The 23,133-nt window shown below is 45.4% G+C and carries 18 protein-coding genes; 11 read left to right on the top strand and 7 right to left on the bottom strand.

The genetic code is table 11. From position 1 onward, the window contains the following. Nucleotides 1-22: 22 nt before the first annotated feature. Genes G633_RS0116095 through iorA form a run of 4 tightly spaced genes read right to left on the bottom strand, consistent with a single transcriptional unit; the run spans nucleotide 23 to nucleotide 4,142 of the window. The gene (locus G633_RS0116095) at nucleotides 23-457 is read right to left on the bottom strand and encodes an ACT domain-containing protein (RefSeq protein ID WP_022768596.1); all 435 of its coding nucleotides are present in this window, start codon (nucleotides 455-457) and stop codon (nucleotides 23-25) included. Between the two features lie 29 nt (nucleotides 458-486). Continuing rightward, complete coding sequence (locus G633_RS0116090; RefSeq protein ID WP_026520546.1) at nucleotides 487-1,788, bottom strand: phenylacetate--CoA ligase family protein; 1,302 nt, start codon at nucleotides 1,786-1,788, stop codon at nucleotides 487-489. Nucleotides 1,789-1,813: 25 nt separating this feature from the next. After that, nucleotides 1,814-2,386, bottom strand: coding sequence for an indolepyruvate oxidoreductase subunit beta (locus G633_RS0116085; protein ID WP_022768594.1), 573 nt, complete (start codon nucleotides 2,384-2,386; stop codon nucleotides 1,814-1,816). A 1-nt stretch (nucleotide 2,387) separates the two neighbouring features. Beyond that, entirely contained in the window at nucleotides 2,388-4,142 is a 1,755-nt protein-coding gene (gene iorA / locus G633_RS0116080) for an indolepyruvate ferredoxin oxidoreductase subunit alpha (RefSeq protein WP_026520545.1), read from the bottom strand. A 188-nt stretch (nucleotides 4,143-4,330) separates the two neighbouring features. Here iorA and G633_RS0116075 point away from each other — a divergent pair, with 188 nt between their 5' ends. From G633_RS0116075 to G633_RS0116060, 4 genes are read left to right on the top strand one after another with little or no spacing between them, the layout of a single operon-like run. Next, nucleotides 4,331-5,965, top strand: coding sequence for a class I adenylate-forming enzyme family protein (locus tag G633_RS0116075; RefSeq protein WP_026520544.1), 1,635 nt, complete (start codon nucleotides 4,331-4,333; stop codon nucleotides 5,963-5,965). A 37-nt stretch (nucleotides 5,966-6,002) separates the two neighbouring features. Continuing rightward, complete coding sequence (locus G633_RS0116070; protein ID WP_026520543.1) at nucleotides 6,003-7,193, top strand: DUF362 domain-containing protein; 1,191 nt, start codon at nucleotides 6,003-6,005, stop codon at nucleotides 7,191-7,193. Between the two features lie 6 nt (nucleotides 7,194-7,199). Beyond that, nucleotides 7,200-8,123 carry a leucine-rich repeat protein gene (locus tag G633_RS18830; protein ID WP_051200321.1) on the top strand — a complete coding sequence of 308 codons (924 nt, stop codon included), beginning with the start codon at nucleotides 7,200-7,202 and terminating at the stop codon, nucleotides 8,121-8,123. A gap of 31 nt (nucleotides 8,124-8,154) precedes the next feature. After that, nucleotides 8,155-9,516: a sodium-dependent transporter gene (locus G633_RS0116060; protein WP_026520542.1), complete on the top strand. Its 1,362-nt coding sequence runs from the start codon at nucleotides 8,155-8,157 to the stop codon at nucleotides 9,514-9,516. A gap of 88 nt (nucleotides 9,517-9,604) precedes the next feature. Here G633_RS0116060 and G633_RS0116055 read toward each other — a convergent pair whose 3' ends face one another. Further along, nucleotides 9,605-10,474, bottom strand: a complete 870-nt coding sequence (locus G633_RS0116055; protein WP_035771685.1) for a DegV family protein — start codon at nucleotides 10,472-10,474, stop codon at nucleotides 9,605-9,607. Nucleotides 10,475-10,575: 101 nt separating this feature from the next. On the opposite strand from G633_RS0116055, the gene G633_RS0116050 reads away from it, so the two are divergent. The 4 genes from G633_RS0116050 (at nucleotide 10,576) to G633_RS0116035 (ending at nucleotide 15,203) form a co-directional block, all read left to right on the top strand. Next, entirely contained in the window at nucleotides 10,576-11,997 is a 1,422-nt protein-coding gene (locus tag G633_RS0116050) for a vWA domain-containing protein (RefSeq protein WP_035771684.1), read from the top strand. Nucleotides 11,998-12,040: 43 nt separating this feature from the next. Beyond that, a complete protein-coding gene (locus G633_RS0116045) occupies nucleotides 12,041-13,582 on the top strand; it encodes an ATP-binding protein (protein WP_026520539.1) in 1,542 nt (513 codons plus the stop codon). A gap of 684 nt (nucleotides 13,583-14,266) precedes the next feature. After that, nucleotides 14,267-14,977: a hypothetical protein gene (locus G633_RS0116040; protein WP_026520538.1), complete on the top strand. Its 711-nt coding sequence runs from the start codon at nucleotides 14,267-14,269 to the stop codon at nucleotides 14,975-14,977. Between the two features lie 10 nt (nucleotides 14,978-14,987). Further along, nucleotides 14,988-15,203, top strand: coding sequence for a helix-turn-helix domain-containing protein (locus G633_RS0116035; RefSeq protein WP_022768585.1), 216 nt, complete (start codon nucleotides 14,988-14,990; stop codon nucleotides 15,201-15,203). Nucleotides 15,204-15,333: 130 nt separating this feature from the next. Here G633_RS0116035 and G633_RS0116030 read toward each other — a convergent pair whose 3' ends face one another. Both G633_RS0116030 and G633_RS0116025 read right to left on the bottom strand, forming a co-directional pair. Then, the gene (locus G633_RS0116030; RefSeq protein WP_022768584.1) at nucleotides 15,334-17,328 is read right to left on the bottom strand and encodes a 2-isopropylmalate synthase; all 1,995 of its coding nucleotides are present in this window, start codon (nucleotides 17,326-17,328) and stop codon (nucleotides 15,334-15,336) included. A 301-nt stretch (nucleotides 17,329-17,629) separates the two neighbouring features. Further along, nucleotides 17,630-18,247: a L,D-transpeptidase gene (locus G633_RS0116025; protein WP_022768583.1), complete on the bottom strand. Its 618-nt coding sequence runs from the start codon at nucleotides 18,245-18,247 to the stop codon at nucleotides 17,630-17,632. Between the two features lie 224 nt (nucleotides 18,248-18,471). Between G633_RS0116025 and G633_RS19590 the strand changes: the two genes are divergently transcribed. Genes G633_RS19590 through G633_RS0116010 form a run of 3 tightly spaced genes read left to right on the top strand, consistent with a single transcriptional unit; the run spans nucleotide 18,472 to nucleotide 23,070 of the window. After that, on the top strand, nucleotides 18,472-20,631 hold the full coding sequence (locus tag G633_RS19590) for an HD domain-containing phosphohydrolase (RefSeq protein WP_022768582.1): 2,160 nt from the start codon (nucleotides 18,472-18,474) through the stop codon (nucleotides 20,629-20,631). Further along, complete coding sequence (locus tag G633_RS0116015) at nucleotides 20,624-22,027, top strand: NAD(P)/FAD-dependent oxidoreductase (RefSeq protein ID WP_022768581.1); 1,404 nt, start codon at nucleotides 20,624-20,626, stop codon at nucleotides 22,025-22,027. Before G633_RS19590 ends, G633_RS0116015 begins: the two co-directional genes overlap by 8 nt. Further along, the gene (locus tag G633_RS0116010; RefSeq protein ID WP_026512478.1) at nucleotides 22,024-23,070 is read left to right on the top strand and encodes a peptidylprolyl isomerase; all 1,047 of its coding nucleotides are present in this window, start codon (nucleotides 22,024-22,026) and stop codon (nucleotides 23,068-23,070) included. Before G633_RS0116015 ends, G633_RS0116010 begins: the two co-directional genes overlap by 4 nt. Nucleotides 23,071-23,133 lie beyond the last annotated feature (63 nt).

Raw genomic sequence — 23,133 nt, 5'->3', positions numbered from 1 at the left:
GCCCTTTGGTATTACTGTAGTGTCAGATGTTGGAAATCTCTTCCTGGGTAAGAACCTTGACACCTGCGCCTGTAAGACGTGCTTCAGCAGCCTTGGTGTCTGCAACACGGAAGATCATGCAGGCTCTGTCTGTGTTCCTGCCACCCGGGAAAGCATACATATACTCAATATTTACGGACTCATCCGTAAACTTATCAAGGAGCTTATCAAGTCCGCCGGCTTCATCTGGAATCTCGATTGCGAGAACCGGTGTAAGGCTTGCTACAAAGTCGTGCTCCTTAAGAGTGCTGACAGCTTCCAGAGCATCATCCACAATAAGTCTTGCAATTCCAAAGTCCTTGGTCTCTGCCAGGGAAGTTGCTCTGAGGTCGATGCCGTGGGAAGCAAGAACGCCTGTCATTTTCTTCAGGGTTCCGGGTTTATTCTCAAGAAAAACGGAAATCTGCTGTACGCTCATTCTCTTATCCTCCTGAATTAATTATAACATCAGATCTTTCTCTTATCTATAACTCTGACAGCCTTGCCCTCTGATCTTGCGATGGACTTAGGAGCAAGAAGTGAAACCTTAGCCTTGATGCCGAGCATTGACTTAAGGTCAGCCATGAGTTTCTTCTGTCTCTCTTCAACTTCACCGACATTATCATTGAACATCTCAGGTGTCATCTCAACCTGAACATCAAGAGTATCAGTGTTGTTTACACGGTCAACAACGATCTGGTAGTTAGCTGCATAACCGTTGTTGAGAAGAACAGTCTCGATCTCGCTCGGGAATACGTTGACACCTCTGATGATGAGCATGTCGTCTGATCTTCCCATAGGCTTAGCCATTCTGACATGGGTTCTTCCGCAGGAGCATTTCTCTCTTGAAAGTCTGCAGATATCCTTGGTGCGATAACGGATCATGGGGAAAGCTTCCTTGTCGATAGCTGTAAACACAAGTTCACCCTGCTCGCCTTCAGGAAGCACCTCGCCGGTATCGGGATCGATTATCTCAGCAATAAAGTGATCTTCATTGATGTGCATTCCCTGCTGAGCTGAACATTCAAAGGCAACTCCGGGACCGGAGAGCTCTGTAAGACCGTAGATATCGAAAGCCTTGATGCCCATGGTCTTCTGGATGCTCTGTCTCATTTCTTCACTCCAGGCCTCAGCACCAAAGATGCCTGCCTTAAGAGGAATATCATCTGGGCCGTATCCCATTTCCTGCATACGCTCGCCAAGATATGCAGCATAGCTTGGTGTACAGCACAGGATTGTAGCGTTAAGGTCTTTTATAAACATGATCTGTCTGTCGGTATTACCTGAACTCATGGGGATTGTAAGGCTTCCGACCTTGTGTGAACCGCCGTGAAGTCCTGCACCGCCTGTGAACAGACCATAGCCGTAGGAAACCTGAACAACATCCTCATTGGTTCCGCCTGCAGCCATGATGGCTCTTGCGCAGCAATCCTCCCAGAGGTCTATATCATTCTGTGTATAATAGGCAACAACTCTTTTACCGGTTGTGCCTGATGTTGAGTGGATTCTGACAACGTCGTCCTTGGGAACTGCAAGAAGTCCGTCGGGATAGGTCTCACGCAGATCTGCTTTGGAGAGGAAAGGAAGCTTATGAAGATCATCAACAGATTTGATGTCGTCAGGTGTAACTCCTTTTTCTTCCATCTTTTTGCGGTAGTAAGGGACATTGTCCCATACGTGCTTTACCTGTTTTACAAGCTTTTCTGATTGAATCTTCCTTATTTCCTCATTAGGGGCACATTCAATCTCGGGTTGATAATAATGCTCCATAAGATACTCCTCCCAATTAAAAGAATTACTGATTTTTGCCAAGCTGGAATGCTTTCTTGTTCATTTCCAGGAATTTCTCGGGTACATTTGCTTCAAGAGACTTCATCCATGCTTCTTCAGGAAGATCGAAGTAGTGGGAGAGTCTTCCGAGAAGAACAATGTTTACAGCCTTTGCTGAGCCGGCCTCTTCTGCGAGAGAGAGGCAGTCGAGGGCATCAACTTTGGCACCGGACTCCTTAAGCTTTTTTACCAGGTCAGAAGGATACTCTGCTGCTCCTGTGATAACAGGCATGGGATCGATCTGCTGGGTGTTGGTCACGATCTGGCCGTCCTTCTTAAGGAAGGGAAGCCATCTTGCAGCCTCCAGAATTTCAAATGATACGATGTAGTCTGCCTCGCCCTTGTCGATCACAGGGGAAAAGACCTTGTCGCCGTATCTTACGTATGTGACAACGGATCCGCCTCTCTGGCTCATTCCGTGTACTTCTGAAACCTTAACGTCATAGCCCTGGCTCATTAAGAGATGTCCAAGGAGTTTACTTGCAAGAAGTGAGCCCTGTCCGCCAACGCCCACGATCATTATATTCTTTGTTTCCATCTTATTTGTCCTCCTTCATTCCTTCAAAAGCCCCAACAGGACAAAGCTGACTGCATACGTTGCATCCTACGCAGAGAGTATTGTCGATGGTTGCCTTGCCATCCTTCATGGAGATGGCGGGACATCCGATCTTCATGCAGCTCTTACAGCCAACGCACTTATCTCTGTTGATGCTAAGAGGTGGATTGTGCTTGACGTACTTAAGAAGAGCGCAGGGACGTCTTGAAATGATAACTGAAGGAGCAGCTGCTGCAAGTTCCTCTTTAAGGACCTTGTCACACTGATCAAGGTTATAAGGATCAACAACTCTGACTCTCTCAAAGCCCATAGCTCTGCAAAGGGCTTCAAGATCGATCTTGCCAGCAGGGTCACCTTTAATGTTGTAGCCTGTTGTAGGGTTCTGCTGATGTCCTGTCATACCTGTGATTGAGTTATCTACGATGACAATTGTTGAATTGGACTGGTTGTAGGCAACGTTTGCAAGACCTGTCATACCTGAGTGCATGAAGGTTGAGTCACCGATAACAGCGACGGTTTTGTTCTCGCTCTCAGCGCCTCTTACCTTGTTAAAGCCGTGAACAGCACCGATTGAAGCACCCATGCAAAGTGTCATCTCGATGGCACCAAGCGGAGGAACAGCTCCGAGTGTGTAGCATCCGATATCACCAAGTACGGTGCAGTTATTCTTTTTAAGAGTGTAGAAAAGACCTCTGTGAGGACATCCTGCGCACATAACAGGAGGTCTGTTTGGAATTGCATCCTCAAGTGCAAAGGAGTCATTTGTGTCTTTTCCGAAGGCCTTTGCAATGAGGTTCTGAGAGAACTCATCGCATACAGGAAGAAGGTCTTTTCCTGTAACAGAAAGACCAAGGGCCTTAACGTGATTCTCGATGATCGGATCAAGCTCCTCAACAACAAAGAGCTTGTCAACCTTGGCTGCAAAGTCCTTGATGAGCTGATTTGGAAGAGGATTGGTCATACCAAGTTTAAGAACTGATACGCTGTCACCAAATACCTCTTTTACATACTGATAAGAGGTTGAGCAGGTGATGATACCAATCTCGGTTCCGCCCATTTCAACGCGGTTGAGTGGGCAGTTCTCAGCGTACTCGATAAGCTTTTTTGTGCGCTCCTCAACGATTGGGTGGCGCTTCTTGGCATTACCGGGCATCATAACGTATTTGCCGATGTTCTTTTCATATGGGAAATCCGGAACGTTTCTGTCACCTGTCTCTACAAGGGACTGGGAGTGCGCAACTCTTGTGCACATCTTAAGAAGTACCGGAGTATCGAATTTCTCTGAGATTTCGTAGGCGAGCTTTGTAAACTCAAGGGCCTCAGCTGAATCTGAAGGCTCGATCATGGGAACCTTGGCAGCGATGGCGTGATGCCTTGAATCCTGCTCGTTTTGGGATGAATGCATTCCTGCATCATCTGCAACTACGATGACCATTCCGGCATTTACACCGGTGTAGGACATTGTATAAAGAGGATCTGCTGCAACGTTAAGACCAACGTGCTTCTGTGCGCAGAAGCTTCTGCGACCTGCAAGGGATGCGCCGAATGCTGACTCCATGGCAACCTTCTCGTTGGGAGCCCACTCACAGTAGATCTCATCATATTTAGCAGCTTCCTCAGTAACCTCTGTACTGGGAGTTCCGGGATAGCTGGAAATAAAGCAGACTCCGGCCTCGTAAAGACCCCGGGCAACAGCCTTATTGCCCAGTATGAGCTGCTTGTTCTCATTATTGTTCATTACATAAACCTCCTACCTTCATATCCGTGCTTTAAAGCACTAAAGTAAAGTATACATAATTAATGAAAAAAGGTCAAACCGGAAATGAGTATCTATTTGATTTTTTTCTAAAAAAAATGTATACTCTACTTTAGTGCTTTAAAGCGCATTAGTGGGTGCACGTTATTATTTTTAGGGGGTTATACAAAATGCCAATTACAGATTTACTTGAACGAAACAGTAAGCTCTATGGGGAAGAGGTTGCTCTTGTTGAGATCAATCCTGAGATCAAGGAAGAGCAGAGGGTTACCTGGAGAGAATATGAACTCATTCAGCCCACTTCCACAGCTTACTATAGAAGACAGATCACCTGGTCGGTTTTTGATGAGAAGGCAAACAGAGTTGCCAACATGCTTATCGAGAGAGGTATCAAGAAGGGCCAGAAGTGCGCGATCCTTCTTATGAACTGTCTCGAGTGGCTGCCTATTTACTTCGGTGTACTTAAGGCTGGAGCAGTGGCTGTTCCTCTCAATTTCCGTTTTGATTCGGAAGAGATTGATTACTGTCTTAAGGCTTCGGACTCGGATGTTTTATTCTATGGACCTGAGTTTATCGGACGTATCGAAGATATCGCCCAGAAACTAAAAAAAGAGATGCTTCTTCTTTTCGTGGGAGATCAGTGTCCTTCATATGCTGATGACTATTACAGATATGCATCCAATGCTTCATCCCAGGCTCCCAAGATCCTGGTTGAGGACAAGGATGATGCAGCTATCTATTTCTCATCGGGAACAACAGGTTTTCCTAAGGCTATTCTTCATATCCACACTGCTCTTATGCAGTCAGCCAAGATGGAAGCCATGCACCATGAGACTACTCATGCAGATAATTTCCTTTGCATCCCGCCTCTGTATCATACAGGTGCCAAGATGCACTGGTTTGGTTCATTATACACAGGCTCAAGAGCAGTTCTTTTGAAAGGAAATTCACCTGAGGCCATCTTCAGAGCGGTATCTGAGGAGAGATGTACCATCGTTTGGCTCCTTGTTCCGTGGGCACAGGATATCCTGGCAGCTCTGGATTCCGGTAAGCTCAAGATGGAAGATTACAGGCTTAAACAGTGGAGACTGATGCACATCGGTGCACAGCCGATTCCGCCATCACTGGTTCGCCACTGGCTTGAGTACTTCCCTGATCACAAGTACGATACAAACTACGGACTTTCAGAGTCCACAGGCCCAGGCTGCGTACACCTTGGTATGGAGAATGTCCACAAGGTAGGCGCCATCGGTATTCCCGGATATGGATGGAAGACCAAGATTGTCGACGAGGATGGAAACATCGTTGAGAAAGGCGAGATCGGTGAGCTCTGTGTTAAGGGCCCCGGAGTCATGGTTGAGTACTACAAGAACCCTGAGGCTACAGCTGAGATACTTAAGGATGGCTGGCTCTTTACCGGTGATATGGCCCGTCAGGATGAGGACGGCTTCATCTTCCTTGTTGACCGTAAGAAAGACGTTATCATCTCCGGAGGTGAGAACCTGTATCCTGTACAGATCGAGAGCTTCCTGATGAAGAATAACAAGATCCACGACGCAGCAGTTATCGGTCTTCGCGACCAGCGTCTTGGTGAGATAGCAGCAGCTATTATTCAGGTAAAAGAGGGTATGACCTTAACCGAGGATGAAGTAGAGGAGTTCTGCCTCGATCTTCCAAGGTACAAGAGACCTCGTAAGATTATTTTTGCAAATGTTATAAGAAATGCTACCGGAAAGATAGACAAACCTAAGCTCCGTGAGATATACTGTGGTGTGCATATTGTAGAAGAGCAAAATCAGTCATGATATTATTGAACTGATTTTAATGATTGGAGCTGTATAAATGGGTAGTTTTGAACCGGTATCACTACTTAAATGTGAGACATATGAATACAGTGAAGTTAGAAAGGCTCTTGAAAAGAGCCTTTCTTTTATTCATGGGCTTGATTTTGTCAGGGAAGGCATGAAGGTTGGCATCAAGGCCAATCTTGTCACCGGAATGGCACCTGAAAAGGCTGTTACAACACACCCGATATTGATCAAAGTAGTGTGTGATATGTTAACAGAAAAAGGAGCATCGGTTGTTATTGGTGACAGCCCCGGAGGCCTGTATACATCTGCGTTCTTAAAGGGTATTTATAAGAACTGCGGACTTCTTGAGCTGGAGGGTGACAAGGTTAAACTTAACGATGACTTTTCTGTTAAAGACGCTGAGTTTCCTGAAGCTGTTTCCATCAAGAACTTCATCTACACCGGCTGGCTTGATGAGTGCGATGCGATAGTCAACATCTCCAAACTCAAGACCCATGCAATGATGGGCATGAGCTGCGCAGTCAAGAACATGTTTGGCACGATACCCGGAACCACCAAGCTTGAGTACCACATGAGATTTCCTGTGGAGAAGGCCTTTGCCAATGTAATGGTGGACCTCAACGAGTTCTTTAAACCTGTGCTCTATATTGTTGACGGAATCGACGGTATGGAGGGCAACGGCCCTACAGCCGGGGAAAAGAGACATGTAGGAGTTCTGCTCTCGTCTAAGAAGCCTTACGCCCTTGATATGGTCTGCGCCGACATCATCGGAATGACTATGAATGACGTGGCAACCATTGGAGCTGCCTACGAGAGAGGCCTTGGCCCCAAGGATATCAGCGAGGTGGAGGTCCTTGGTGATATAACTCCTGCTGATGTGAGGATTGCTGATTTTAAGCGTGCTACTGAGCACCAGAGCATTACCTTTGAGGGAAACGGGGCATTTAATGCTGTTAAGGCATTTGCCTTTAAGATTGCGTTCAGTTCCAAGCCTCAGGTTAAGAAAAATGAGTGCATCGGCTGCAAGAAGTGCTTTGAGACCTGCCCTGCTTCTGCCATAACGATGGTCTCTGCAGCGAATAAAAACGGCAAGAACGGTAAGGTTCCGCAGATAGACAGAAGCAAGTGCATTAAGTGCTTCTGCTGTCAGGAGTTCTGCCCTGTCGGAGCCATGAAGGTCAAGAATAACGCCCTTGGCAGACTTGTTAAGAAGATAGGTTAAATCTGTATGTTCACGTATGAGATTAAGTCTGATAAAAAAGATGAACATAAGTATATAGAGATTACGGGCTACGAGGGAAGCGTAGCCCATCTTAATGTTCCGAAGGAGATTGACGGGATCAGTGTTGAGGCTATCGGCAATCACTCTTTTTCCGGAAGAAGTGACCTTGTCAGTGTTTCGCTACCCGAGAGCATAAGGACTCTTTACGGCTTTGCGTTTCATAACTGCAGAAATTTAAAAAAGATTTCTCTTTATGACAGCATCGATGATTACTACGACGGAGTCTGCAGGCAGTGCGACAGCTTAAAAGACATAGAGATTGTTTTAAACCGGGGATGGTTTGAGGTTGTCAGAAACTTCCTTGCGGATTATGATGGTAATCTACGCTTTATGCTGACTCTCCCTGATGGAGAGAAAGCTCTTCTTACGTTCCCGGGGTATGTTTATGACTTTAACGAGAACACCATGGCCAGGACCATTCAGTTCTCGATAGCCGGTTCGGGGATGTTTTACAGGGAGTGCGTAGACAGACGTTCTATGGATTACCGCGGCTATGACAGGCTCTTTGAGAAGGCGCTTATTGATGGTAACGCGGTTTCCGAGGATATTGCCATTGGAAGACTGTTGTATCCGGTAGAGCTTTCTGAGAACTTCAGGGACATGTACGAGAGCTATGTAAGTAAGAACTCTGAGTCTATATTGCTACGGCTTGTGGCGATGGCTGAGAGCGAGCCTGAGACTGTAGAGGTGATAAAAGCTCTTTTGACCTATAAAAAGAACTCTCCGGGCAGCAGTTCATTGCTCGATGGGGATAGCGTTGATAAGGCGATCAAAGTGACTGCTGATAAGAAGATGGCTCTTTTGTCGGCGGTTCTTATGGAGTCAGCAAAAGATAAAGCCGGTGCAGCGGCGGACGTATTTGAGTTTTAAATTTTACATTAGAAAGATTGGATTTGTTTTTATGGAAAATAAACAGCGTGAGGGCTTCGGCTCAAGACTTGGATTTTTGCTTGTTAGTGCAGGCTGTGCGATAGGAATCGGAAATGTATGGAAGTTTCCGTATGTTGCGGGAGAAAACGGCGGAGGAGTGTTTGTAATGTTCTACCTCCTGTTCCTTCTCATCATGGGAATTCCCGTTATGTCAATGGAGCTCGCCATAGGAAGAGCCAGCGGAAGGACGCTGGTTGGCGCATATAAAAAGCTTGAAAGAAAGGGCAGCAAATGGCACATCCACGGATGGACATCAATGATTGGATGCTATCTTCTGATGATGTACTACACCACGGTTTCCGGCTGGATGATGAATTACTGCTACAAGTTCATGATAGGGGATTTCAGGGATCTTGGTGAGGGAGAGGTTTCACAGGTATTTGATAACCTGCTTAATAGCCCGATTGAGATGGGAATCTTTACAATGATAACTATTATTCTGGGATTTCTTGTATTGTCATTCGGTGTTCAGGGCGGACTTGAGAAGGTAAACAAGGTCATGATGTTAGGACTCCTTGTACTGATCTTCGTTCTTGCGGGAAACAGCCTTACCCTCAGCGGAGCAGCACAGGGAATGAAGTTCTTCCTTCTTCCTGATTTTGAACAGGCAAGGCAGGTTGGATTCAAGAACGTGATAACAGCTGCAATGAATCAGGCGTTCTTCACCTTGAGCGTCGGTATGGGCTCAATCGAAATCTTCGGAAGTTATATGTCCAGGGAAAAGACACTTCTGGGAGAGGCAGGAAGGATCGCTATCCTTGACACCCTGGTTGCCATTGTGTCAGGTATCATCATTTTCCCTGCATGCTTTAGCTTTGGAGTTGCACCTGAGCAGGGACCGTCACTTATATTTGTGACTCTGCCAAACATTTTCATCGGAATGCCCCTTGGTATGGTCTGGGGAACATTGTTCTTTGTGTTTATGTCTTTTGCAAGCTTCTCAACTGTAACAGCTGTTTTCGAAAACCTGGTTGCATGCATTACCGATAACTTTGGAATTGACAGATGGAAAGCAATTGTTTTTAATTGCATCTTCATGATATTTGCCAGCCTTCCATGCGTCCTTGGATTCAACAAATGGAGCGGCATAAATTTCTTTGGCAAAGGAAATGTTCTTGATTTTGAGGACTTTATCGTAAGCAACTTAATGCTCCCTATCGGATCACTTATCTTTGTTATTTTCTGCGTATTCAGTTTTGGCTGGGGATTTGATAATTTCCGCCGGGAAGTCAACGACGGAGAGGGCTTAAGAATGCCAAGGGCACTTAGACCTTATCTTAGATTTGTATTGCCGATAATGATACTTGTGATCATTGTCAGAGGATTGATGTAAAAAAGTGAGTCAGTGGGGACGTTTCAGTTTGACTCATTTTGCCACGCAAAATGAGTCAAACTGAAACGTCCCCACTGACTCACTTTTTTTATCTTTCTTTTCCGTAGAAGAACAGTCCGAGCATTCCGGGACCAACGTGTGAGCCGGAGAAGGGCTCGTGCATAGCGATAGTGATTGGAACATTCGGAACAATCTCTTTTACCATCTTCTCAAGAGCCTTGGCATCATCAAGGCAGTCGCCGTGGGAAATGCAGATATGCTGATCCGGTGTATCCATTACCTTTTCTTTGAATTTCTTGACCAGAGCACTGATTGCCTGGCTTCTTCCTCTTACCTTGCCGCAGGTTACGATGTGACCTGTGCTGTCTCCGTAGAGAATAGGCTTGATGTTGAGAACAGTACCGATACTTGCTGCAACACCGCTTACACGGCCGGTTCTCTTAAGGAAGTTAAGATCATCGACAGTGAAGTACTGACAGGTGTGAGGTACAGCATCATCCACAATTGCTGCAGCCTCTTTTACATCGACTCCGTCTTTGGCAAGTGTTGCTGCCTTAACAGCGAGCAGACCATTTCCAAAACCGCAGCCGTGTGAATCAACGATATGGATAAAACGTCCCGGGAACTCCTCCATAAGTTCATCTGCTGCAATCTTGGCAGCGTTGTAGGTTCCGCTGATACCTGAGCTCATTGAAACATAAATGATATCGTTTCCCTGCTCGAGCTCGGGACGAAAATGTGTCTCAAAAAGGTGAGTGTTTAAAAGAGATGTCTTTGCAACCTTGCCGGCGCGAAGCTGATCATAAAAAGACTTGCCATCAAAATGATCAACATCCCCAAGATAAACCTGTGGTACATCCTCCATTAAATATTCATCAGGAATCAGTTTGATCCCTTCAAGCATTTCCTGTGGAAGATTTGCACAGCCATCTGCAAATACAACAAAACTATAGCCCATAATAATCCCCATTTCTTTTGATTAATTCTCATCGAATATATAGTATTATAATGCATAGGAGTTTATTATAACACCAAAAAGTCTTAAAAAACGGTATAAAAATGGCAGATAGAGATGTAAGTCTTCGGGAAAACCTTGAACAGACAGGGAAAAGCGTCCTCGGAGCCTCAAGAACAGAACTTTATATAGATATGCGATTCATGGCATCAAGCCTATCAAGCCTTGGCTATGAGATGGATCTTTCCACCACAAGTATTGGCACGGATGCAGTAAACATCAGGTTTAATCCGACTTACGTGCTAAGGCTCTTTGTGGAGGAACCGGGCAAGCTCAGCAGGACCTATGTCCACATGCTCCTTCATTGCATATTTAAGCATATGTATTACTCAAAAACTTATGAGGATGTGCGGCTCTATGATCTCTGCGCCGACATCGTTGTGGAGTCAATCCTGGATAGCCTGGATTATCAGTGCATCTACCGGGTGACATCAGACTATCGCGACCACTGGTATGCTCTTTTGGAAAAAGAGCTAAAGGTTCTGACGGTACAAAAACTCTACCGGTACTTTTCCAATCCTGAGCACGAACTTGAGGAGTTGGAATATGAGAAATTAGAGCGGGAGTTTAAGCTTGATGACCATGGCTTTTGGCTGCGCCTTCCGGAAGATGAGCCTGATCAGGAAAAAGATAAACCGCCTTTGGATGACGATATGGACTCGCCCGAGGGTAAGCCCGATGATACTCAGGATAATACTCCTAAAAAAGAAAAGTACATAAACCCAAGGCGCCTTAAGCAGATAGAGAGAAAAGAAAAGGACTGGGATAAGGAAGCAAAGCGCCTCCAGACTGAGATAGAGACCATAGGGAAAAATGCAAGCGACAGGCTAGGAAAGCTGGACTGGGTACTTAAGTTTGAAAATACCTCCCGCACGGATTACAGAGAGTTTTTGCGGCGCTTTAAGGTGCTGAGGGAGGAAGGCGGAATCGACATGGACAGCTTCGATTACGGAATGTACTCTTTTGGCCTTGACCACTATGGCAATATGCCTCTTATCGAGGAGAATGAGTTCAGGGAGGTCAAGAAGATACAGGAGCTGGTCATTGCCATAGACACATCCGCTTCCTGCAAGGAGACAACAGTCCAGCAGTTTTTGAATGAGACAGCAGCTCTTTTGCTGACAGGAGACAGCTTTTTTCAGAGGATAAAAATAGTTATCATAGAGTGTGACGATCAGGTGCAGAGAATCGAGAATATAACCTCTGTCGATGATATGAAGAAATATTCCGAAGGCATACATGTTGAAGGTGGCTATGGAACGGATTTCAGGCCCGTGTTTGAGAAGGTTGAAGAGCTTAGAAAGAGTGGAGAATTTGAAAATCTGAAGGGCCTTATCTATTTTACCGATGGCTACGGAACATTTCCGGAGACACCGACCGGGTACGATACAGCCTTTGTGTTTGTGGAAGATTCGGATTATGATGATGAAAACGTTCCGGACTGGGCGTACAAACTGTACGTATGAAAAGATCTTTTGACATAAAAGACAGATAGAAGAAGGGAAAGACATGAACATAAATCAGGCAAAAGAAGAAGTTAAAAACGCAGTCAGGGTCTATCTTCAAAAGGACGAAGCCGGGCAGTACGAGATACCGGTTGAAAGGCAAAGGCCCATCCTTTTGATGGGACCTCCAGGAATCGGTAAAACTGCCATCATGGAGCAGATCGCCCACGAGCTTTCGGTGAACCTTGTGGCTTACACCATTACTCATCACACAAGGCAGAGCGCCATCGGACTTCCCATGATCTCCGAGAAGGAGTTTGGAGGAAAGATGTATTCCGTTACCGAGTACACCATGAGTGAGATAATAGGAGCTGTGTATGAGCAGATTGAAAAGAGTGGAGTGCAGGAGGGAATTCTTTTCCTGGATGAGATAAACTGTGTATCTGAGACACTTGCGCCCACCATGCTACAGTTCCTGCAGTATAAGACCTTTGGAAGCCACAGGCTTCCTGACGGCTTTGTTATCGTGACAGCCGGAAATCCGCCTCAGTACAATAAGTCCGTAAGGGACTTCGATATAGTTACTTTGGACCGTGTAAGGCAGATCAATATCGAAGAGGATTTCGATGCCTGGAAGGACTATGCTTACAAGGCTTCGGTCCACGGAGCTATCATGGCTTATCTAGAGATCAAGAAAGACAATTTCTATAGTATAAAGACAGATGTTGAGGGAAGGAGCTTTGTTACCGCCCGTGGTTGGGAAGACCTTTCGAGGACCATGAAGGTCAGCGAGAAGCTTGGAATCCCGATTGATGAGAATCTCACAGCCCAGTATCTTCAGAACAAAGAGATCGCAAGGGATTTTGCAACTTACTATGAGCTGTACCAGCGCTACAATGAGCTCTACAAGATTCCGGAGATCCTGGAAGGAAGATTTCCTGAGGATAAAGAGAGCATCAGGAAAGGCTCTTTTGACGAGAAGCTCAGTATCATAGGCCTTCTTACAGACAGACTCATGGAGGAATTCAGGAGCTATGGCAAGGAGCAGGCAGTTCAGAAGATTTTGTTTGATACTATCAAGGAGTTTGGCGCTTTCTCGGAGGATGAGGAGTCCAAAAAGGCAAACGCAAACAGATGGTATAAGGACCGCATCGGAGTCATGGAGCTCAAGCTTGATAATGACAGAGAAGCCGGAATGGTCAGCCACGAGGATGAGCGCATAAGGGCACTGGCCATAAGCGCCCTGGAAGACCTTGTATCATACCTCACCTCCAACATGGGACCTACCCCTGAGGTTACAAGCGCCTTTGTGCTTTCAAAGAACTGGTTTACCAAGAGAGAAAATGTCCGCCAGGAGAACATCAAGGTGACAGGAGAGCACCTCACTAACAGCTTCAGGTTCCTGGAGGAGACCTTCGGAGATAAGGAGTCCCTGACCGGCAGCCAGGAGATGGTCATCTTCCTCACAGAACTCTCAAGCGCTTATCACAGCCTCAAGTTCGTCAGGGAAACCGGAAACGATGCATATTACGAATACAATAAACTTTTGCTCCTTTCGGATCGGAAATCCGAACTGAAGGAGATCGCAGAAAGCCTCATCTTTTGAGGCTTTCTTTTTTTGAGCCCTAGGGACGGAGTCAGTGGCTCATTTTTTGAGCCCCGGGGACGGAGTCAAGGGCTCATTTTTACGTCACAAGTAGCTGATTCTTTAAATGATGGTTGGAAACGTAATTCCGACCGCCCCACAACTTACTTCTATATGAAAAATAGTTGGAAATTCCAAAGTGCTTTCATCGGTCAGAAGATTATATTTGCCCAGAACTACATCACACGACACCCGTAGGCCGGGCAATGGTATGTAGGAAAAGAGTAAGGCATCAAATTTTTAATGCCATGGCTTTCAAAAGAGTTTGTAATTTCCAACTAATTTTTCATATGACAATTTTTGTGATGCAATAAAAAAATCGATTCATACCAACATAGCAATATACTATGTCATGTGATGCTATGTGATGTGACGCATGTAATCCATGCTATTTGGCTCTCCAAAATGAGCCCTGGGAATGAGCCCTGGGGACGGGGTGAGGGACCATTTTTTCGCATAATATATAAAATTTAATGATAAACATTAAAAAATAGTTGACAAAGAATAAAATGAATTGTATTATACATTTAACGATAAACATTAAAAATTAAATGTTTTCGTTAACCCCGGGACTGAAAGAAAAAATGAACAACAAATAGCAAACCACAAACTACAGTATATAACACAACATCAGGAGGAAATGAAATGAACAAGGAAAATGCAATCAGCAAGATAAACAGCATCGGTAAGGCAGGAAGGATCCTCAGCAAGATAGCAATGATCGCTCTTGAGATCGGATGCGTAGCTATGATAGTAAGCGGAATAATGTTCCTTACAATTCCTAAGGAAGATTTCGTATTCAAGATGAATGATGAAGCAACACTCACCGTTAACCTGGATTCCAAGATGGTCGGCTCGCTTACATCAGCAAGGAAAGACGCTGAATCCAGGAACCTTCCACAGGGTTCTACATCAATCAACGGAGTCGACTATTCTTTTGAAGATGTGACATTTGATCAGGATGGCAAGATAGCTACCTTTAAGCTCCAGGGTGACGGAGCAACCATTACAAGTGGAAGAATAGCAGCAATCTGTTTCGTGGCAGCAGTATTCATGGCAATCAACGCACTTCTTTTCTTCTACGTAGGTAGGCTCTGCAAGTCACTGGAAACCTGCAATTCACCTTTCGAAGAAGGTATCATAAAGGGCATGAAGAACTGTGCATGGATACTGATTCCCTGGTGTGTTTTAGGAGGCGGATTTGAGAGCTTTATGGCTACAGCATTTACAAGTAACATCAGAACAGGCTTTAACATCGATATCCCAACTGTTATCGTGATCCTGCTTCTCTTTGGACTTGCATATGTATTTAAGTATGGTGCAGTTCTTCAGACAGAGTCTGACGAGACACTTTAAGGAGGCGCTTATGGGTAAAATAGTACTTAGACTGGACCGTGTGATGGCCGATCGCAAGATGAGTCTTAACGAGCTCTCTGAAAAGGTCGGTGTCAGCAACGTAAATCTCTCCAAGATAAAGACCGGAAAGATAAGCGCCGTGCGCTTTTCAACCCTGGAGGCCATCTGCGAAGCCCTTGACTGTCAGCCGGGAGATATCCTGGAATATGACAAAAACCTTGAGTAAGAATCTTGAATGAAAACCTTGAATAAAAATCTATAAACAAAAATCTATAAACAAAAATCTAGAAATAAAAAACAGAGACAGTAGGGAACGATAAGATCCCAGCTGTCTCTGCTTATTTATACCTTTAATTTTATCTGCTGCTACTTCTGTACTGTACAGGAGTCATTCCGTATTTTTTCTTAAAGAGCCTGTTGAAGTGCTCAACGTTCTGATAGCCTGCTGCCTCAGCAACCTTCTCAACCTTCATGTTTCCGTTCCTAAGGAGTGTGCTGGCCTTGTTGAGTCTTATTCTCTTTACGTTCTCTCCAAAGGTCATGCCTGACTTCTCCTTGATGTACTTGGAGAGGTATGGCTTTGAAAGATAGAACTGGCTTGAGAGATCATCCAGAGTTACTGTCAGGTAGTTCTCCTGAATGTAATTGATGATGGAGTTGATCCTCTCGTCCTTGCTGTTCTTGATACTTCTTACTGCATCGATCTGGTTTACTGCGATTACCAAAGCTCCGATTGATGACTTGATGATATCCTCGTCAATTCCTACACCCCAGTACTTCTGACCGTTGTAGGTAATTCCAACGTAGGAGCAGGCCTTTGAGGATGAACCTCTTGAAAGAGCGTGCTCTTCGTAGGTTGAGAGTTCGTAGCTGATGTTGAAGTACTGCTTGATGGCATTACTTACAGCATCGAGACGTCCGTTTCCGTTAGCCTCTACGATGTGATCCTTGTCTGCGTGAGAGATTGTAACCTCAGCAAGAATACCGTCTATCTGCTTGAAGTGTACTTCAGGAATCCTGAATACATTGTCGTTGTGTACGTATTTATCCTCAAATATCTGATAGATTCTTGCAGGTGAAAGCTCAGCATGCTCTCTGTCTGAGATATCCTTGATGGTATAGCTGATGTCTGCCTGCATTTCCTTTGGAACCATCATGCCGTAGTTGGTCTTGAGGATGTAGCTTACGCCGCCCTTTCCGGACTGACTGTTGATCCTGATAACATCTCCGTCGTACTCCCTTCCAAGGTCCTTGGGATCAACGGGAAGATAAGGTACTGACCAGATTCCCTTGTCCTTCTTCTGATCATGCCAGGAGAAGCCCTTTGAAATAGCATCCTGATGTGAGCCTGAGAAAGCGGTAAATACCAGCTGTCCTGCATAGGGCTGTCTCTCATAGATGCGCATTCTTGTAAGTCTCTCGTAGGTCTCGCCCACTTCCATGATATGTGAGAAATCAAGTCCCGGATCTACACCGTGTGAGTACATGTTGATGGCAAGTGTAACGATATCAACATTTCCGGTTCTCTCGCCGTTTCCAAAGAGTGTACCTTCTATTCTGTCAGCTCCTGCAAGGCATCCGAGCTCTGCGTCGCTCACACCCGATCCTCTGTCATTGTGAGGGTGAAGTGAGAGAGTTACGGCCTCGCGGTGCTTTAAGTTCTTGCTTATGTATTCAACCTGAGTTGCAAATACGTGAGGCATTGCGATCTCAACGGTTGTAGGGATGTTGATGATGACTTTGTTCTTCTTGGTCGGTTTCCAAACATCAAGGACAGCGTTGCAGACTTCAACCGCATAGTCTACTTCTGTGCCTGGGAAGCTCTCAGGTGAGTATTCAAAAGAGAAATTACCGTTGGTTTCCTTTGCCAGCTTATCAAGGAGTTTAGCTCCCTCTACCGCGATCTTCTTAACTTCTTCCTTACTCTTTTTGAACACCTGCTCACGCTGAGCTACGGATGTTGAATTGTAAAGATGGATGATGGCTTTTGGAGCACCCTTAACGGCTTCAAAAGTTCTTTTGATAATGTGCTCTCTTGCCTGGGTGAGAACCTGAACCGTAACATCGTCAGGGATCATGTTCTTCTCTATCAGAGTTCTTGCAAACTCAAACTCAGTCTCTGAAGCTGCCGGGAAGCCGATCTCGATCTCTTTGAAACCAAGGTTGACCAGCATGGTAAAGAACTCAAGCTTCTCATCAAGGCTCATGGGCTCTATAAGGGCCTGGTTGCCATCGCGAAGATCTACGCTGCACCAAATGGGTGGGTGATCCAGATAGTCCTTCTTAACCCAGTCAAAAGTAGGCTTGGGTGGCATAAAATACTGACGCTGGTATTTCTCAACATTCTTCATAACTGTGCTCCTCTTTCTGTCATTCATTTGCTAAATATTGATTTATTTTCACCTACAACATTAAATATATCGGGTTAAATTTGATATATATTATGTTAAAAGTGTAAATTTTAATCAATTTAGCTGATGGATATTATCATAGCACAATTATGTACAATTACATCATGGTGAAATTAATCACTTTTCTTGATATATTTTAATGAAATGAGTCAAAGTGAAACGTCCCCGGTGTCTCAAAATGAGTCAAAGTGAAACGTCCCCGGTGTCTCATTATGAGACAACGGGGACGTTTCACTTTGACTCATTCATCTTTATGAACTATTACGACAGTTCCGACAGTGACTATATTAAAGAGCTCCTCTGCCTTGTCGTGTGGCAGGTTTACGCATCCGTGTGAGCCGTTTGTCTTGTAAATGTTTCCACCGAACTTCCTCCTCCAGGTGGCGTCATGCAGTCCACAGCCGCCTCTTGAAAACGGCATCCAGTAGTCAACCCAGTTGTGCCAGGTAGGACCGGTCAGATAGGTTCCGGCGACGTGGCCATACACTGCGAAAACTCCGGTGGGAGTGCTTCTTTGTTTGCTGACATCGCCTGATACACAGTCGCTTTCCCAGACAGGTGCGCCATCCAGAATGTAGATTACATGCTGGGTTGTGAGGTTGACGTCAATATAAGTGTTAAGCGGGGTTCCGGCTGCTTCCTCCGCAGCGTTCTGAAATCTCCCTTCACCGATCCCGAAGGTCAGATAATGATTTATCAGAGCCGGCTGGCTTGTTCCTACAGCTGCTGCCACATCCGGGTATCTCTCGGCGTAGTAGACGGGATCAAACCCGCTTGCCATAGCCTGCATCGGGAAAAGAATGATCGCAATCGCCGCCAATATACAGCTCAGAGCCATGCAAAAGAGTCTTTTCTTCATTGTTCATGCTCCTGTTGAATAAACGAAAAATTAAGCAAGTCAATTATTCATCAAAAAGTAATCGCTGTGCCGTACTAAAATTATAGCGCATTTAATATAAAAAATGTATAAATATTGGCTGTTTGAGGGATGCCTGACCTTTTCCGGCACCATAGAAAAAAAACGCCAAATTTGCTATAATCAGAGGTGACCGGTTTTGCGCAGCAGGTCAGGGGAGGAACACTTTGGATATCATCAGAAAACAGGAAACAAGGTCAGGGTTTGAAAAGTTTATTACCATGCTGGCCCTGATAATAGTGTGTATTCTAATTAACAGCGGCGGAGCACTTATATGTAACAGCTTAGGGCTTCCCTTGTACCTTGATCTTATTGGTACAATGATAGCTGCAATGCTTGGCGGATATATACCGGGCATAATTGTGGGCCTTATGGGGCCGGTTCTGACGACCATAACCTCGGACCCTATGGCTATTTCATATGGAGCTTTAAATGTTTCTGTGGCAATAGTCACTGCATTTTTCTACGACCGCGACTGGACTAAAAAGATACAGGGCATAATTTCCATGATCGTCATTGATGCGATCATCGGTGGCGTTTTAGGTGCACTTATCACCTGGTATCTCTACGGCTTTGGAGCGGAAGATACTTCTTCGGGCCTGGTTGCATTCATCCATAATCTTGGTATTTTTTCAGCTTTTACTTCAGAACTTATAGCAGACTTTCTTATTGATCTGGTTGATAAGGTCATCAGTGTGTCTTTTGCCCTTATAGTAGTGCAGATACTGCCTCGCAAATTCAGGGAGCGCTTCCATATTCATGCCTGGAAGCAGGCGCCTCTTACTTCCGAGATTGTAAAAGAGTTCCGCAAAAAGAAGAGCAGACAGATGTCTCTGAGGCTAAAGCTGGTATCCCTGATTACCGTGGCATCGTTCCTTATCGGTGCATCAGCTATGGCCATCAGCTACTACATCTACTACAACAGCCTTGTAGACAGAGAGACTGAGCTTGCAGAGGTCATTGCCAAAAGAGCTGCTTCCTTCGTTGACGGAGATCGCATAGATGAGTTCATTGAAAAGGGCGAGTCAGCAGAAGGCTACAACGAGATATATAAAGAGCTTGAGGAGATACTTACAACTTCCGATGACATAGTTCAGTATGTCTATGTCTACAAGATAATGGAAGATGGCTGTCATGTCGTGTTTGACATTGATACTGAAGATGTGCTCGGAGGAGAACCGGGAGATGTAGTGGGATTTAAAGAGACCATCGGAGAGTACAGGACAGGTCTTTCTGAGGCAGAAGAGGTTGAGCCTATAGTTGTCAATGACAAGTTTGGCTGGGTCCTTACAGTCTTTGAACCCGTAATGAATTCTGCCGGTAAAGTCGCTGCCCATGCAGGTGTCGACATTTCCATGCACCAGATCATGATGCAGGCAAGGAGCTTCAGAGTCAGGATAATCTCTCTTTTCTTCGGTATCTTTGCCTTTATCCTTGCTGTGAGCCTGTACTTTGTTGAGTACCAGATGATCCTTCCGCTGAATACTATGGCATATACAGCTTCTATCTTTACGCAGGACAGGGATGAGTCCCTCCATGACACGGTTGAGCTCTTTAACAAGATCGACATCGAAACCGGTGATGAAACAGAGAACCTCTATCTGGCGTTCTCTGAGATGACAGAAGATAACCTGAACTATCTGGAGGATATAAAGCACAAAAACGAGACCATCAGTATCATGCAAAACGCGCTGATCATGGTGCTTGCGGACATGGTAGAGAGCAGAGACCAGAACACCGGTGAGCATGTTAAAAAGACTGCCCGTTACACCGGTATCATCATGGATGAGCTTAAGAAAGAGGGAATCTATTGTGACATGCTGACGGATAAATTTGTGTCAGATGTCATTAAATCCGCGCCTCTTCATGATATCGGCAAGATCAAGGTCTCCGACAGGATCCTCAATAAGCCATCAAGACTTGATGATGAAGAGTACAAGAAGATGAAGGATCACACTCTTGCAGGAGCTGATATAATAGACCAGGTTATTGAAAAGGTTCCTGATTCCGATTATCTCAAGGAAGCAAGGAATCTGGCGCTGTACCATCACGAGAGATGGGACGGCAAAGGCTATCCGATGGGACTTTCAGGGGAGGATATTCCTCTCTCTGCCAGGATAATGGCAGTTGCGGATGTCTTTGACGCACTGGCTTCAGACAGGTGTTACAAAAAGGCATTTTCAATTGAGGAGTCCATGGATATAATATTGGAGGGCTCCGGAACACACTTTGACCCCAACATCGCCCTGGCTTTTTCAAATGCCAGAGATGAGGTAAGAAAAGTGATAGAGAGCACCAGAAATCAAAAAAGGAGTATTTATGACTAAGAATTATGATGTAGTAATTATCGGCGCAGGCCCCGGCGGAATCTTCTGTGCCTACGAACTTATGGAGAAAAGGCCTGACCTTAAGGTTCTCATAGTTGAGAAGGGCCGTTCGATAGAGAAAAGAAATTGTCCCAAGCGTGTGACCAAGACCTGTGCAGGCTGTAAGCCCTGCTCCATCACAACAGGTTTTGCTGGAGCCGGAGCATTTTCAGACGGTAAGCTATCTCTTTCACCAGATGTAGGAGGAAATCTTCCCGAGATCCTCGGTTATGACAAGGCCACAGATCTCATCCACGAGTCGGACGAGATCTATCTTAAGTTTGGCGCAGACAAAAATGTCTACGGTATCGACAAGGAAGCAGAGCTTCGCGAGATCAGAAGAAAAGCTATCGGAGCAAATCTTAAGCTCGTTGAATGCCCCATCAGACATCTCGGAACAGAGGAAGGCTACAAAATCTACTCAAGACTTCAGGAGCATATCCTGAAGCAGGGCGTAGATATCGAGTTTAACACTATGGTGACAGACATCGTTGTCGAGGATGGAAGAGCCACAGCTATTACCACCGACAAGGGTGATACCTTTACTGCAAAAGAGATCGTCAGCGCCGTTGGACGTGAAGGAGCAGACTGGTTTAAAGACAAGTGCGAGGAGATCGGTATTGAGACAAGCCCCGGCACTGTTGATGTGGGCGTAAGAGTAGAAGTCAGGGATGAGGTAATGCAGTTCCTTAACGAAAACCTCTACGAGGCTAAGCTCATTTACCACACACCTACCTTTGACGACAAGGTAAGAACCTTCTGTACAAACCCTTCAGGCGAAGTTGCCACTGAGTACTACGAGGGCGGACTTGCTGTTGTAAACGGTCACGCTTATAAGGGAAAAGAGTTTAAGACAAACAATACAAACTTTGCACTTCTTGTGTCCAAGAACTTTACCAAGCCTTTCAAGACACCTATTGAGTACGGCAAGAAGATAGCAGAGCTCTCGAACATGCTCTGTGGAGGCAAGATCCTGGTTCAGACCTACGGCGATTTCAAGCGCGGCAGAAGAACCACAGAGGAGAGACTTTGCAGAAATAATCTGATACCTACACTTAAGGATGCTGTTCCCGGCGATCTTTCGCTGGTATTCCCTCACAGGATCATGGTTGACCTCGATGAGATGATACAAGCACTTGATAAGGTAACTCCGGGTATTGCTTCTGATGAGACACTGCTCTACGGCGTAGAGGTTAAGTTCTACTCCAACAAGGTTATAGTAAACAAGGACTTTGAGACCAGCATTAAGGGCCTTAGGGCTATCGGAGACGGCGCGGGAGTTACAAGAGGACTTCAGCAGGCCAGCGCCAACGGACTCTCTGTTGCCCGCAGCATGATAAAGGCACTTGAATCATGAAAAAACGACTAACGGCAGCAGCTCTTTTGCTAATGCTAATACTGTCAGGGTGCTCGGCATCCCTCCCATATAACAAAGTGGTATTTACCACCGGCTTTGAGAAGGATGAAGTCTTTCGGATCGAGGATTCAACCTGCTCTTTGGCTGAGGCATATGTCTACCTTGTGGGAACCCAGTCAGGTTATGAGAATACCTTCGGAAAAGACATCTGGATGGCCCAGACAGACTCGGGCACAGTCGAGGAGAGGTTAAAAGAGTCAGTACTTGCCAAGATTGCTCAGATAAAGGTCATGAATCTTCTGGCAAGAGAAAATGAGATCACACTTGATGAGTCCGAAGAACAGCTCGTTTCGGCAGCAGCGCAGGAATATTTCGAACAGCTCTCCGACGCTGACAAAGAGGCCATGAACGGCGTTGCCTATGAAGATATTGAGGGCATAATAAGAGAACAGGCAATAGCGGATAAGCTCTACGATTACATTATAAGAGACATCAACCCCGAGATTTCTGATGATGAAGCCAGAACCATAACCGTTGAACAGATTCTGATAAAGACCTATTCCCTGGATAGCGAAGGAAACAAGGTTCCCTTCAGCGATGGTGAGAAGGATGCTGCTTACAGAAGATGCAGAGAGGTTTTCAAGAACCTGTTAAACGGCGGAAGCTTTGAAGAACTTATGGCCCAGTACAACGAGGCGGATGAAGGCACAATCTCTTTTGGCAAAGGCGAAAAAGATGCTGAATTCGAGACAGCAGCCTTTAATCTCGGAACGGAGCAGACGAGCGAGATCATAGAAACAGAAGACGGCTATGTGATACTTAAGTGTATCAGCACCTTCAACCGCGAGGAGACCGAAGCCAACAAGGTAAAGATCGTGGCAGAGAGAAAAAGGGAGGTTTTCGGAGCTCAGTACGATGCCTTTGTGGCAACTCTTACCAAGCAGCTCAATGAAAAGCTCTGGGACAGCGTTAAACTCATCGAGGATGAGAACGTTACTGCTACGGGGTTCATGGAAGTCTACGAGAAATATTTCAACTCATAAGCAGATTTTTTACTTTTATCCGTCATAATTTACAACGGTTTAGCACTTGTGTAAAAACAAGTG

This window comes from Butyrivibrio sp. FCS006, assembly GCF_000424525.1.
Lineage (GTDB): Bacteria > Bacillota > Clostridia > Lachnospirales > Lachnospiraceae > Butyrivibrio.
This window is presented reverse-complemented; position numbering and strand designations above follow the sequence as displayed.